This window comes from Citrobacter sp. wls757 (assembly GCF_005280935.1).
GTDB classification, from domain to species: Bacteria; Pseudomonadota; Gammaproteobacteria; order Enterobacterales; family Enterobacteriaceae; genus Citrobacter; species Citrobacter portucalensis.
This window is the reverse complement of sequence record NZ_SZWU01000060.1, coordinates 382,545-396,468: the sequence shown is the minus strand read 5'-3', so window position 1 is coordinate 396,468 and position 13,924 is coordinate 382,545. Positions and strand designations below refer to the sequence as shown.

General features: G+C 48.9%; 7 protein-coding genes. 3 read left to right on the top strand and 4 right to left on the bottom strand.

Translation table 11 applies throughout. The features are described from left to right. Positions 1–75: 75 nt before the first annotated feature. Genes FDW94_RS16760 through FDW94_RS16750 form a run of 3 tightly spaced genes read right to left on the bottom strand, consistent with a single transcriptional unit; the run spans position 76 to position 8,487 of the window. A complete protein-coding gene (locus tag FDW94_RS16760; RefSeq protein WP_170974247.1) occupies positions 76–1,404 on the bottom strand; it encodes an HlyD family type I secretion periplasmic adaptor subunit in 1,329 nt (442 codons plus the stop codon). Further along, positions 1,404–3,143, bottom strand: a complete 1,740-nt coding sequence (locus FDW94_RS16755; protein WP_057067763.1) for a type I secretion system permease/ATPase — start codon at positions 3,141–3,143, stop codon at positions 1,404–1,406. The genes FDW94_RS16760 and FDW94_RS16755 overlap by 1 nt, the downstream gene beginning before the upstream one ends. Before the next feature lie 10 nt (positions 3,144–3,153). Beyond that, complete coding sequence (locus tag FDW94_RS16750; protein ID WP_008784774.1) at positions 3,154–8,487, bottom strand: peroxidase family protein; 5,334 nt, start codon at positions 8,485–8,487, stop codon at positions 3,154–3,156. 632 nt (positions 8,488–9,119) lie between these two features. Here FDW94_RS16750 and FDW94_RS16745 point away from each other — a divergent pair. Both FDW94_RS16745 and FDW94_RS16740 read left to right on the top strand, forming a co-directional pair. Then, on the top strand, positions 9,120–10,307 hold the full coding sequence (locus FDW94_RS16745; RefSeq protein WP_048235374.1) for an outer membrane protein transport protein: 1,188 nt from the start codon (positions 9,120–9,122) through the stop codon (positions 10,305–10,307). 237 nt (positions 10,308–10,544) lie between these two features. Continuing rightward, positions 10,545–11,174 (top strand): winged helix-turn-helix transcriptional regulator, encoded by a 630-nt coding sequence (locus tag FDW94_RS16740; protein ID WP_008784772.1) that lies wholly within the window; start codon positions 10,545–10,547, stop codon positions 11,172–11,174. 117 nt (positions 11,175–11,291) lie between these two features. On the opposite strand, the gene FDW94_RS16735 is transcribed toward FDW94_RS16740, so the two are convergent. Continuing rightward, a complete protein-coding gene (locus FDW94_RS16735) occupies positions 11,292–11,678 on the bottom strand; it encodes a hypothetical protein (protein WP_111465586.1) in 387 nt (128 codons plus the stop codon). A gap of 254 nt (positions 11,679–11,932) precedes the next feature. Between FDW94_RS16735 and FDW94_RS16730 the strand changes: the two genes are divergently transcribed. After that, positions 11,933–13,915, top strand: a complete 1,983-nt coding sequence (locus FDW94_RS16730) for an alkyl sulfatase dimerization domain-containing protein (protein ID WP_137377922.1) — start codon at positions 11,933–11,935, stop codon at positions 13,913–13,915. Positions 13,916–13,924: the final 9 nt, after the last annotated feature.

The following is a 13,924-nucleotide window of genomic DNA, read 5'->3' as shown; positions in this document are numbered from 1 at the left end:
AGAAAGCAAAGCTGCCAGCAACGGCAGAAAGCGGTATGGCGCGACAAGCCGTACGCCATACCGGCAATGGATGGCTCAATACTCTTTAAAAGCCAGTTCCAGACGGGCAATCAACGGTTTAAACAGGTAACTCATCAGGGTTCGTTCACCGGTCTTGATCGTCACGCTGGCGGGCATTCCCGCTTTAATTTTGTAATCGCCCAGCAAACGCGCGCCCTCTGCTGAAACCTGTACTTCCGCAAGGTAGTAAGGCTGCTGAGTGGCTTCATCAATTAAGCGGTCCGCCGAGATAGTCAGAACCCGGGCCGGAACCGACGGCAACAGGGCATGGTTAAGGGCAGGGAAAAGCACATCAACGGTTAAGCCGGGGACCAGTTTATCAATGGCATGCACGGGTATTTTTGCATCAATTTGCATGGGTTGTCCGGCGGCGACAATATCCATAAGATGTTCGCCGGGTTGAATGACGCCGCCCACGGTACTGACTTTAACATCCAGCACGATACCGTTAATCGGTGAGCGGATCTCGGTGTTATCCAGCTCGTGACGTGTGGACACCAGTTCATCCTCCAGCATCGCCACTTCTTTTTGGTTTTCCGTCAGTTCAGACTCAACTTCACGTAAATATTGATGACGCACCTGGTAGGCTTTAATTTTTAATTCGTTTTGCTGCGATTTCAGTTTGGCAATATTAAGAATATCTTCTGAAACGCTGCCAGATATTTCAGCCGCTTCGCGCTCCAGCACCAGTAATTGCGCTTTGGGGTAATAGTTCTTTTCGCTCAGCGCGCGAATAGCCCCCAACTCCCGGTTAATCAGAGAAAACTGGTGGTCGCGATAGCCTTTTATTTTATTGAGATTATCCGTTTGCCCAACCAGACCATCGAGCGTCTCCTCAATCATCGACAGTTCGTCCTGAATCGTTTTGCGACGCGTATCGAAAAGCTTGGCCTGCAGATTTCTGACTTCTGTCAGCCGTTTATTGCCAGAGAAATGCTGCGTCAGCGTCGTATTAAAGCGGATCGCTTCCAGGCCATCGCGTTCTGCCAACAGGCGATCTTCGATACTTTTTGCAGAAATATACTGGGCATTTAACGCGCTGAAACGCATTTCGAGCTGCATTTTATCCAACCGGACGAGAACCTGATTTTTCTTCACGAAGTCGCCTTCTTTGATAAAGATATCCGTTACCCGACCGCCGCTCAGATGCTGAATGGTTTTGCGGTTACTCGATACGGTTACCGTACCATCAGCGACCACGCCCGCATCTAATGGAGCTTGCACTGCCCAGAATATAAAACTACCGACACCAAGCACAATGACGATCACGCCCCGGATAATCGGCGACCAGATATTGGTATCTACGCCAGCAGATGCCGTGTTGTGGGGATTCTTTTTCATCATCAGGCCTCACGTTGCTGTTCAGTCGTGGATGGAGAAGGCGTAGCCACCGGTTTCAGTACGTTGGCCTGACGCAAATGGGCAAAAACCTGATCGCGAGTACCAAACTCCTGTATGGCGCCATCGTTAAGCAGCAAAACCTTATTGACCACGCCGAGCAGCGTCGGGCGGTGTGAGATAATGACGGTAGTTTGTCCCTGTGTACGCAGGGTATTGATGGCTTTAACGAGTGCAAATTCGCCCGCGTCGTCAAGATTGGCATTCGGTTCATCAAGCACGATGAACGCAGGATTGTTATACACGGCGCGTGCCAGCCCGATGCGCTGCCGCTGCCCGCCGGAGAGCTGGTATCCGCCTGCGCCCAACAGCGTGTCATAACCTTGCGGCAAGCGCAGGATCATCTCATGAACGCCTGCCAGTAATGCGGCGGCGACGATAAGCTCACTGTCATTCTGCGCGAAGCGGGCAATGTTTTGCGCGATGGTACCGTCAAACAGTTCCACATCCTGCGGCAGATAGCCAATAGATGGGCCCAGCAGCGCTTTATCCCACTGACAAATATCTGCGCCGTCTAATCTGACTTTCCCTGATAACGGTTTCCAGACGCCAACCAGAACCTTTGCCAGCGAGGTTTTCCCTGAGGCTGAGGGGCCGATAATCCCCAGAACTTCACCTTGCTCCAGCTGGAATGAGATATTACGCAGTAGCGGGGAAGGCTGGCCGGGGGCAGCGGCGAAGACGCTTTCGACGCTGATGTTGCCGTTCGGACGCGGCAGGGTCAGTACCTCTTTCGGTGCCGGATACTCCTTCAGCAAGGTTGAGAGCTGATGCCACGCGCTACGAAACTGCACGAACTGCTTCCAGCTGCCAATAACTTGTTCTACCGGGTTGAGGACGCGGCCAAGAATGATCGAGGCGGCGATCATCAAGCCCGGAGTAATATGGCCGCCGATCACCAGTAAAGCCCCTGCGCCCAGCGCAATAGATTGCAGCAACACCCGCACAAAGCGGCTGAGGCTGCTTAACCCGGCCGTTTTGTCGGCAATCTGCGTTTGTAGCGCCAGCACTTTGTTATGTTGCTCCTGCCAGTTGGACTTCAGGGTCGAGAGCATACCCATCGCCTCAATGGCATCGGCGTTTTGCAGCTGTTTATTCAGTTTGCTGGCATTGTTAATGGTTAAGGCGTGCGCTTGCTGAATCGGGCGTTTGGTAGAGATTTCAGATACCAGCGTCAGAATAAATAATAACGTTATTCCGCCGAGAGAAAGGTATCCCAGCAGGGGATGGACCAAAAAGGCGATGAACAGATATATCGGCGTCCAGGGAATATCCAGTAAGGCGAACAGACTATTCCCGGAAAGAAACTGACGAACCTGATCCAGTTCGGCTAAAGATTGCGCCGGGTTGTTATCGCCGGTAACCATCTTTCTTTTAAAGGCTGCGTTAAAGACCAACTGGCTTAGCTTTATATCCAGCCGGTTGCCAAGCCTGACCATAACCTGCGCGCGGGCAGATTCAATCATGGCAATAACGATGTACAAGCCGACAATCAATAAGGTCAACATTAACAGCGTGGTGGTATTTTTACTCACCAGCACGCGGTCGTATACTTGTAGCATATAAATTGCCGGCGCCAGCATAAGCATATTAATCACACAACTAAAAAACAGCAGCATCAGAAAAGTGGGTTTCGTTCCTTTTAATGCATCATTCAGTTCTGTTGGCGTATGCTGGCGCGACATAGTCTTCTCCTTATACGATCAATGAACTATTGCCATTGTTGCTGGCAAGGGTGGTGGGCATTTCCAGATAAAAGTCACCAATATTCACGGTGGTTGAGTTGACGCCCACCAATGTGATGGTATCTGTACCGATAGTCACAATGGTGTTGCCATTGTTTCCGGTGATAGACACGCTGCTGGCAAAATTACCCGCGTTGATACCTAACAAGACGAGATCAAGGAAGTCCTGCCCGCCGTTGGGGTTACTGTCAAAACCGGTAATTCGGTCCTGCCCAAAGTTGGCGCCAAAGGCGAAGATATCGCTCCCGGCACCACCGTCCAGAATGTCGTTACCTTCCTGACCATTAAGAATATCGTCCCCGCTACCGCCGGAAAGGGTATCCGCGCCCGCACCGCCAATCATGACGTCGTTACCAACTCCGCCTTGCAGGTTATCAGCGCCATCTCCGCCATCGAGGAAGTCATTCCCGATACCACCAAACAACTGGTCGTTACCGCCCATGCCGAACAGATAGTCGTTACCGGTCCCTCCCGTAATGGTGTTCGCAATGGCATTACCGGTACCGATAAAACTACCACTGCCGGTAAATACCAGTTCTTCCACGTTATCGGTGAGGTCGTAGCTGCTGAGGTTGGTTCGGACAACGTCCGTGCCACCATTCACACCTTCGATAACTACATCACCGAAATCATCAACAATGTAGGTATCATCGCCCGTGCCGCCGGTCATACTGTCGGCACCAAGCCCGCCATCAAGCGTGTCATTACCGGCATCACCTTGCAGAATATCTTGCCCCGCCTGACCAGAGAGGTTGTCGTTTCCCGCACCGCCAATGAGCAGATCGTCACCTGCACCGCCGAGTAAGGTGTCATTACCGCCTTCACCGCGTAGGATATCGCTCCAGGCAGTACCGACGAGGGTGTTAGCCCCGTTGGTACCCACAATCAGATCGCCTACGGGCTGGGTGGTGGTCGACGTCAGGACAACAGGGGGGTTGCCTTCATCGTCGACGACGGTAACGACCACCTGCAACGTTCTGCCAACCATAGCCTGGCCCGGCGTATAGGTGGCGGAAGTCGCACCGTTAATGTTGACGAATCCGGTTGGCGAACTCATTCTCCATTGATAAGTGAAATTACCGCCGCTCAGACCATCGGCGTCAGCAATGCCTGAAACCACCGCGGTCAGCGTCAGGCTTTCAGTTGGGGTGAGGTCGTTAATTACCGGCACACCGGTCGTGGCCTGATTTCGCGGTAGGATCGCCTGAGTTTGTGCCGACACCAGGGTTTCAGCGTCACCCATGCGGTCGTTAAAGCTGGCTACCACACGCAGCGGTGCGCCCTGAATAGCACCAGGCACTCTGAACTCAACGCCGGTTGCCTGATCTCGCCATTGGCCGTTGACGAATGCCTGCCAGGTCATGGTGATGGCCACATCCGCCGCAAGCCCGTTACCATCCAGCAAGTTCGCCACGTTGACGCGCAGCAGGTCGCCCACCGAAGGGTTAGGGTTACTGATGGTCAGATCGCCCGTCGCTTGTTGCCCCGTCACCCACAGCTGCTTCCCATCGCCAAACTCCAGTTTTTCGATGTTCAACAGACGATCGATGCCATCATTCAGGTTCAGCGCGGCATCCGGCGTGGCGTGATCGACGCGCAGGCTACCGTCCGCCATACGGGTAAAGACATAGTTGCTGCTGACATCACGGTACACCGCGACGTCAGTTTCCGTGCCGTTACCTTCATGCAGGATTTCTCGCACAATCGACAGCTGATTCGGTTTCAGCGTGCCGGCCAGCATGTACGATTTCAGTTCAGCCATACCTTCGGCGCTGGTGAGCCCTGCCATACCCGTAACGGCAATACGCACGTTGAGCCATGCATCACCATCAATGATATCGTTACCGGCTTTACCCATAATGCGGTCGCTACCGCCACCGCCGAGTAAAATATCGCTACCATCATCAGGATTCAGGAGCACCGCGTCCGGATTTGTAGAACGCTCTACGCCGAGAATAGCCTGTAAACCGGTGATCCGATCCGCACCTTCCTGGGTCAGGTTGTTAGAGAGGGGAACGCCCTGAACAGGCGCAGTACCTATCGGCTGTTCTGTCCCGGTCAGGATATCGTCGTATTTCCAGCCCGACAGCCCTTCAACAAGATCAAAACGGTCGCGTAGAATAAACTCCTGCTGGTTGACGAAAATAGGGATCCCAAGGTCAGAGTTAGCGCCATTTGGGTCGCCTTTATGGATAGCCCAGTCGAAACCGGCCATGCCATTATTGCGCTGGATCCCCGCGCCCTGAACCATGATGTCGTCACCGGCTTCGCCATCGTAGTCGGTGTCGTTACCCTGACCGTTGAGGACATCGTGACCGATAATGGTACTGTTGAAGAACAACTCAGAGTTGTCACCCGCCAGCGTGTCAAACCCGTCGCCGCCTTCCAGCCAGTCATCGCCTTCGTTGCCCATCAGGAAATCACCACCTGAGCCGCCAAGCGCAAAGTCGTTATCCTGACCCGAGAAGACCTCCTGCGCATCTTCGCCGACCACCACGAAGTCGCTACCGCTGCCACCAAAGACCAGATCGTTTCCGTTACCGGAGAAGATAACGTCATGTCCGGCATCACCGTGCAGGAAGTCCGCATCACCAACGGGCGTACCGGTATCGGTAATAATGTCATCACCATCACCGCCATGGACCACGTCTGCTTCGTCGCCGCCATCCAGTCGGTCATCTCCGCCATCACCCCACAGACTGTCGATCCCTTTACCGCCGATTAACGTATCATTGCCTGCCGTCCCTCCAAGCACCACATGCCCATCGCCGGTATATTTCAGATACCCGCCATCGGCAAAACTATCGCCGTCAACATCCACACCTGGGTCGCGACGCACCAACAACGGCGAGAGCAGATCCTTCAGTGGATTTCCCCATTTCGGGTCGATTTCCGTTTGCAGCACGCGGTTCACTTCAAAAATATGGTCCGGTGTCTGGAACAGATTTGCGGGCAGGTGGGAGGATCCCTCATCACCAAGATCGCTGTTACGCATTACTAGTGCGGAAAACGAGTTGGCCTCCAGTTCATTGAGCAAGTTCAATCCCTGAACGCGGCTCAGATAGTAGAAACGATCGCCGTCCTGAAGCATTTCCATTTGTGTTTCAAAGACGAAGTTGAAGGTTGAGCCGAGCATGCCGCCAAATTCATTTTTGCGCTCTGCCAGCCCGCCAATCCAGAAATCGACCATATTCAGGCCGGTCTCTTTGGTTGCCCACGCTCCGGTACTGTTAAAGAAATCCATCGCATCCGCAGGCGGGGCATTGTTAGCATCACCAAACAACAGGAAGTTTACCGCTGCACGCTTACCTTCAAGGCTGGTGGCATTGAGGATCAGCTCATGCTGACCATAGGCGGCCATAAAGTTAATGATTGAAGCGGGATTTTTCAGGTAGGTAGTGAAGTCAGCCCAACTGGTATAAGGCTTCAGTTGACTATCACCGCTTAATGCAAAAAACTGCTCGCGGGCCTGGTTCAGCGTCGGCATTGCGGTGTCACGGCCACGGGCTATATTAAGCGCGCCTAAATCGAGGGGCAGGCCGATGAGATTATTACGCAGAGCATCGGTAATAAATTCATCAATTTCGTTACCCACCTGACGCGTCATACCACGCACAATTGCGCCAATAGCCTGATCGTCCGTGACGGTGGCCCCGTTGATTTGATTAAATGCTACCGGATTCAGGAATGCTGAAATCAGGTCAATATCGCCGCTTTGCATATCAATGTCGGTGCGCGCCACGGTTTCTGTCAGCATTGAATGCCCAAAACGGTAAACCACATGCGCAAACTCGGCAAAGATCATCGGGTTTATATCCGCCGTGTTGGAGAAAACAAACGGATCGACGGCGGGTTGTACGGTACGGGCAAACTCCTCGAATACGAGGTGCTGATATTGCATTTCCGTGGAGAAGCGGCCTGCCTGGAATAGGTACTCACCGTTCCATACCAGCGTACTGGTATCGGCAGGTAATTCCGTGATTTGATGATTGGGCATCAACCACTGATTAATGAGGTCGATATCACCGGTTTCCAGCAGTGTTGTTTTATATTGCTCAACCAGACGGTTATGCTCGCTGTGAAAAACGGCGTGCACCGCGGTTAAACCTATATTTTCGTTCCCACGCCCGTCACCGGTAATAAAGTGACGATCGAGCAGTTCGTTATCATAGGTTCCTGCCGGTTGCGCTCCTTCGCCCCCAATCGCAGTGTCATCATCTGCCAGCAGACCCGCTTTTGGCGCGGCAGTATGCGCAATATCATCAAGAAACGCATGGCCGGTGCGGAATGTTCCCTCAGGCAACAGACCGCCGTTGGCTTCAACCAGTCCGCCGGTGGTAACAATCTGTACCTTTCCATTTTCACTTAAAATCAAATTACCATAGCGATCCGTAGCCAGCAGGGGAACATTAAACACATCCTGATCGGTGAGTTTAATGCCAAGCAGGGTTTCAGCCTGGTTTTTAACGTCGGCCCAGGTCGCCAGTCCACCGTTCGCACCGCCTAATAAATTCCCGGTAGGCTCAGGTTTCCCATCAATAATGACGTATTCGCGGATGAAAATTTGATGTGAAGGATGGGAGGTGTAGGTTTGGTTTTGGTCGATGAAGGGGGTCGTCAGGTTTACTGTCTCTCGATTTTCATCCACCGTTGCCCGGGTTAATAGCATAAAGTTTGTTGACGACCCTTCCACATATAAAGGGTCATCCGGCTGTAGCGGAATGAAAACGATACCGTTGCCTCCTTTGGGAATCAAATCCAGACCGTGGTCAAAAAACTGGCCAAAGAAGGTCATCCAGCCGTTAAAAGCAGGGGAGAGACCGATATCGGGAGACTGGTTAGGAATGGATAACGTTTCTCCGTCTCCTGTAATAGTCCCCCCGCCGGGAGCATCTTTTAACGCGTTAAATACCTCCAGCGCGGCTGGGTTAGATGCCGTTTGATCGGAAATTAAGTTACTAATAATACGTGGGTCGGCATCAATAACGGTGCCACCAATTTGGATATAACTGGTCATTTGGTCCGCATCTTGCCAGTTTAACGCGGTTAATCTCGGCATTGTCTGGTCGGCAGAGCCATATAACTCCTGACCCGGTAGAAGATTATTCCATGAACCATCTACCGTGCGAAGTCCATAAGGCAATAGCGGACTGGAAACTAATTCTCTAAGCAATTCAGCATTAACGCTGCCATCCGGGTTAGTTGCCGCTTCGGATATTTTGATCTGCTTAAGAATAAAAGCAAGATCGTGCAGAGTGACAGTAAAGTCATATTGTGAGGCCATAAGTCATTACCCCTATCTTTACCTGTATTAGCTATCATCACTCTTTTCTTCCGCTTACAAAAAATGACAGAAGAATGAGTCGTATCAGATACCTGATTGTTATTGCATGATTAAAATTCCATATTTTAAAAATGATGTATCCATGACCAGATTAGCGTTATTATCCTGAGGATTAGTTAGCACAATAAGATATTCACCTCACTTATATATTAGGTTTTAGAGGTTAATGATCATCGTGTCCCATTGAAATCAAAGACATATTTGAGACACGAAGTTTTGAGAAGACAAGGTCTCCTCAAGGCTGTAAAGGTTTTACTTTTTAAAACGCATATTACAGTTATGTGATGATCATAACTATGGTTTTTCCGTTGGCGACTTCACTCATACTTTTTTATGAAAAGATTAAATTTTCATTTCTTTACATTAGAATTTATGTCAAATCACTTATTAAGAAGAGTTCTCATTAAGTCGACTTTTAAGATGTCGTTGTGTTGAATTATAAAATTTAATATTGGATGAAATTTAACACGACATCATTCCTGATGCCTGATTATGCTATTAGCATAAATCAATACCGTGTGATAGCTGACCTTACGTTTAGTAAAGAACGACCTCTCCAAACAGGTAATACAATGAAAAAAAATATAATTTTTCTCTCCGGGATGATCTTTTCATCGGTCGGTCACGCCAGTGCGCTCTATTTCTATGAAATCGGAACGGAGGATACCGCACTGGCTGGTGCAGGGCAGGCCGCTCGTGCTCAGGATGCCTCTACGCTGTTAACTAACCCTGCGGGGATGACTCGTTTACCTGACCATATGGTCACCGGAGGATTACAGGCGATGGGCGGAGATATACCCTATACGCTGAATAATACGACAGATGGCAGACAAAGCCCCGGTAATGTAATGACGCTTTTCCCCAATGCCAGCATGTTTTATACGCAACGGCTGAGTGATACCGTTTCTGCCGGTTTGGGTTTGTACGGTAACTATGGGTTAGGTATCGACTTCGGCAACTGGGCAGGGGATCGGTTAATTAAACAAAGTACCATGGTTGCGATGACGCTGAGTCCCGCCGTTGCATGGAAACTAAGTGATAAGGTGTCGGTTGGCGCAGCTGCAGGGCTAAACTATGGTTTTCTGTCGCTAAGCAGAGATGTCGATGGCCACGATGAGAAACAAAGCGATCATGACTGGGCGATGAATTACCACCTTGGGTTATTAATGGACTTAACTGACAATACACGGGCGGGTGTAACCTGGACCAGCAAGACCGATTATCATTTCAATATTGACGGGACAGCGCGTTTTCCCAATATACCTAATATTGGATATGATCTTCCGATCTCCACACAAGTCCGTGCTCCGCAGCAGGTGATGCTTAGTCTGGTTCACGATATCAACAGGCAGTGGTCAGTAATGGGCGATTTAGGCTGGCAGGACTGGAGCCAGTTTGGCAGCCCGCAGATTACAATGAATGGTCAGCAAAGCGATCGTGATAATCGTCTGAAAGATACATGGCATACAGCGCTGGGCGTGCAATATCATCCCGATGAGCAGTGGCGCATTAATGCCGGTATTGCATATGACAGTTCACCGTACAAATCGCAAAGTGATGTAGCGCTTTCGATGCCAACCGGCGATGAATGGCGACTTGCCACCGGTGCACAGTACCAGATTACGCCAGCCAGCAATATTGGCGTTGCCGTTGAGTATTTGCACATGCAGTCGTCCAACGTCAAATCTGATATCTTTGCAGGCCAGTATAAGAACCCGTGGTTATGGTTTGCCAGTGTCAACTACAGCTATCAATTCTAGCGCCGTTATTCCCGATTAAATATCTCACGCATTGTTAATAGTCACCATAGCGGATTATCTATCCGACAGTGTCAAGTAACCGTCTGCTGGTGGTCTTATCACACACGCTCGTTTAAATAAAAATAAATTTGTACTTTTATTATTGAGCAATTTATGGTTTTAATATGAATCTGTACTACCTTCATGGAATATAGGTAAAAGCATATTGTTTTCAATCTAAATAATACAGGTTTGATTATGCAAATTTCACCTCCGGTACGCCCAGAACAAAGCATACAACGTCTAATGCAAGCACTTGAACCGATTGCAGAAAAGATGAAGGTTGTGCCGCGGCGGCGTATCATGTGGAAATACAAGAATAAGCCTCAACTCTACCTTTTTTTGCAAGGGGAGCTGTCCATTTTACGTTCTTCTGATGGTCTGTTAATCGTGACCGTCTATGAACCCCATCTGTTCGGTATTGCCGAAATGATCCAACCGGTACACGGCCATTTATTGCGCGCTGAAGCTGAGTCAACCTTATTACGCGTCGATGCCGATAAAGCACGAGAACTCTTTCATCAACAAGGCTTGTGGGAAGATGCGGCGGCAGTGCTTTCATATCATACGGGTTATCTCTTTTATCGTGATGATTTAGTCGTACAGCAGCGGACTTATTCAGTGATACGTAACCACCTCGAAGAGATGATTTTGTTACCGGAAGAGACTCGCAAGCGAGTCTCTATTTTGGATTATATTCAGGATCGGACCCACTTATCGCGCAGCAGTGTTTTAAATGTTGTATCTGCGTTAAAAAAAGGAGGGTATATTGATTTTGAACGCGGAGGGTATCTTACTTCCATCAATAAATTGCCTGAGCGATTTTAAATAAACCCACAAACAAGTTACAAATCGATTATCTAACTTTAATATTCTATTGTAGTGGCATGCTATATATCAATCGTAAAAAAAACCTCCTCATCATTCTCTGAGGAGGATTTCTTGTTATTCAATAAGAGAGTTCACGGACTGATTAATGCTTAACAGTCCTGTTTGATTATGCTCCTTATAATAAAAATTGTTCATTTGCTGCATTTGTTCGAGCTTGGTTAAAGAAGCATAAACCTGGTATGCCTGGCTATGAACGTCAAACATCTCTCTTGGCTTAACTTCATGAAGATATTCATTTTTTAACGAAATCACGACGTTTTCAATTTGCTGTTTATTATCCTGGTATAAGGACAGGGATGCCGAGTCACTACTTGATTTTGACTCGGGTTGTGCCTGAACAACAGGGATCACCATTTTATTGATTTTAACAACTTTCTCTGGGGGAGAAGTATTACAGCCAGAAAGTATCCCAGTGATGAGAAGTAGATAGAGAGTGCGCATATATAGTGTTCTAAAGGCAATGGATGCCAGCCATTATCTTTTTATACAGTCAGGTGTCTACAGCTATTTTGTTTAAATAAAAACAAAAGGAAATTTAAAAATAAATGTCATTGCATTACATTGTTTCATAAGACCATGTTAGCCTACGAGCATTAGATCATAGAAACCTGATAAATACAGTATTACGGAAGCTTCTCAACAATCAGAGCAGCAGGGTTTCTTTCTTCTTGATAATATATTATTAGCGAGGATTTATGAAACTTAATAAACTAGTAAGTTATCTGGCTTTAGCTGGTGTGTGTTCAACATCATTAATATCACTACCTGTATTGGCACAGGAAGGGGCAAAAGATGCGACTGCTCAGACCAAAAGTGCGAATGACGCCTTATATGGTCAATTGCCATTCACTGATAAAACCGATTTTATAAACGCACATAAAGGTTTTATTGCTCCGCTTCCCAGTGAATTGATTAAAGGTAAGCAGGGAAATGTTGTCTGGGACCCTCAGCAATATGCCTTTATCAAAGAGGGCGAAAAAGCCCCCGACACGGTTAATCCAAGCCTGTGGCGTCAGTCGCAGTTGATCAATATTGGCGGCTTGTTCCAGGTCACCGATGGCGTGTATCAAATCCGTAATCTTGATCTCTCGAATATGACAATTATGGAAGGGAAAGAGGGTATTACGGTCATTGATCCGCTGGTATCGGCAGAAACCGCGAAAGTGGGAATGGACCTTTATTATAAGAATCGCGGTAAAAGACCCGTTGTTGCCGTCATTTATACGCACAGCCATGTTGACCACTACGGTGGCGTCCGCGGCGTGATTGATGAAGCGGATGTGAAATCCGGTAAAGTGAAGGTATATGCACCGGCTGGTTTTATGAAGGAAGCTGTATCTGAAAATATTATGGCAGGTAACGCCATGAGTCGCCGAGCCAGTTATATGTACGGCAATCTGCTTAAACCGGATGCAAAAGGTCAGGTCGGTGCGGGTCTGGGGACGACAACCTCCGCCGGTACGGTGACGCTGATTGAACCCACTAACTATATTACCCACACCGGGCAGAAAGAAGTTATCGACGGTCTAACCTATGACTTCATGATGGCGCCGGGATCGGAAGCACCTTCTGAAATGCTGTGGTATGTAGAAGAGAAGGGAATGATCGAAGCTGCAGAGGATGTCACCCATACGCTGCATAACACTTATTCATTACGTGGCGCGAAGATCCGCGATCCGCTGGCATGGTCAAAATATATCAATGACGTTATTGGCCGCTGGGGTGGAAAGGCAAACATTATTATTGCTCAGCATCACTGGCCGACCTGGGGTAATGAAAATGTGGTGAAGTTAATGAAAAGTCAGCGTGATATGTACCGTTACATCAACGATCAGACGCTGCGCATGGTTAACCAGGGGCTGACCCGTGACGAAATCGCCGCTAACTTCAAACTGCCGTCTGGCCTGGAAAAATCATGGGCCAGCCGTGGATACTATGGTTCTGTCAGCCATGATGTAAAAGCAACGTATGTCTTTTACCTCGGCTGGTTCAACGGTAATCCGGCAACACTGAATGAATTACCGCCCGTTGATGCCGCGAAGAAATATGTCGATTATATGGGCGGCGCCGATGCAATCATGCAAAAAGCGAAAACTGATTACGCCCAGGGCAATTACCGTTGGGTGGCGCAAGTCACTAACAATATCGTCTTTGCTGATCCGAGCAATAAAGAAGCCCGTAATCTGGAAGCAGATGCCCTTGAGCAAATGGGTTACCAGGCTGAGTCCGGTCCGTGGCGTAATTTTTATCTGACTGGTGCACAAGAATTACGCAACGGTGTGGTAAAAGGCGCGACACCAAATACCGCCAGCCCGGATACCGTTAAGGCCATGTCACCTGAGATGTTCTTTGATTATCTCGCGGTACATATTAACGGAGAAAAAGCAGCAAATGCGCAGGCAGTCTTCAACGTCGATTTAGGTGCTGACGGCGGTAAATACAAACTGGAACTGGAAAACGGTGTTCTTAACCATAGCGCTGATGCACAGGCCAGCAACGCTGATGCCTCCATTACGCTTAACCGTGCAACGTTGAACAAAATTATTCTCAAGGAAGAATCGCTGAAACAGGCAGAAGAGAAGGGTGATGTACAAATTTCCGGCAATCATGCCAAGCTTGATGAGTTCCTCGGGTATTTAGATAGCTTTGATTTCTGGTTTAACATGGTAACGCCTTAACTTTAGAGA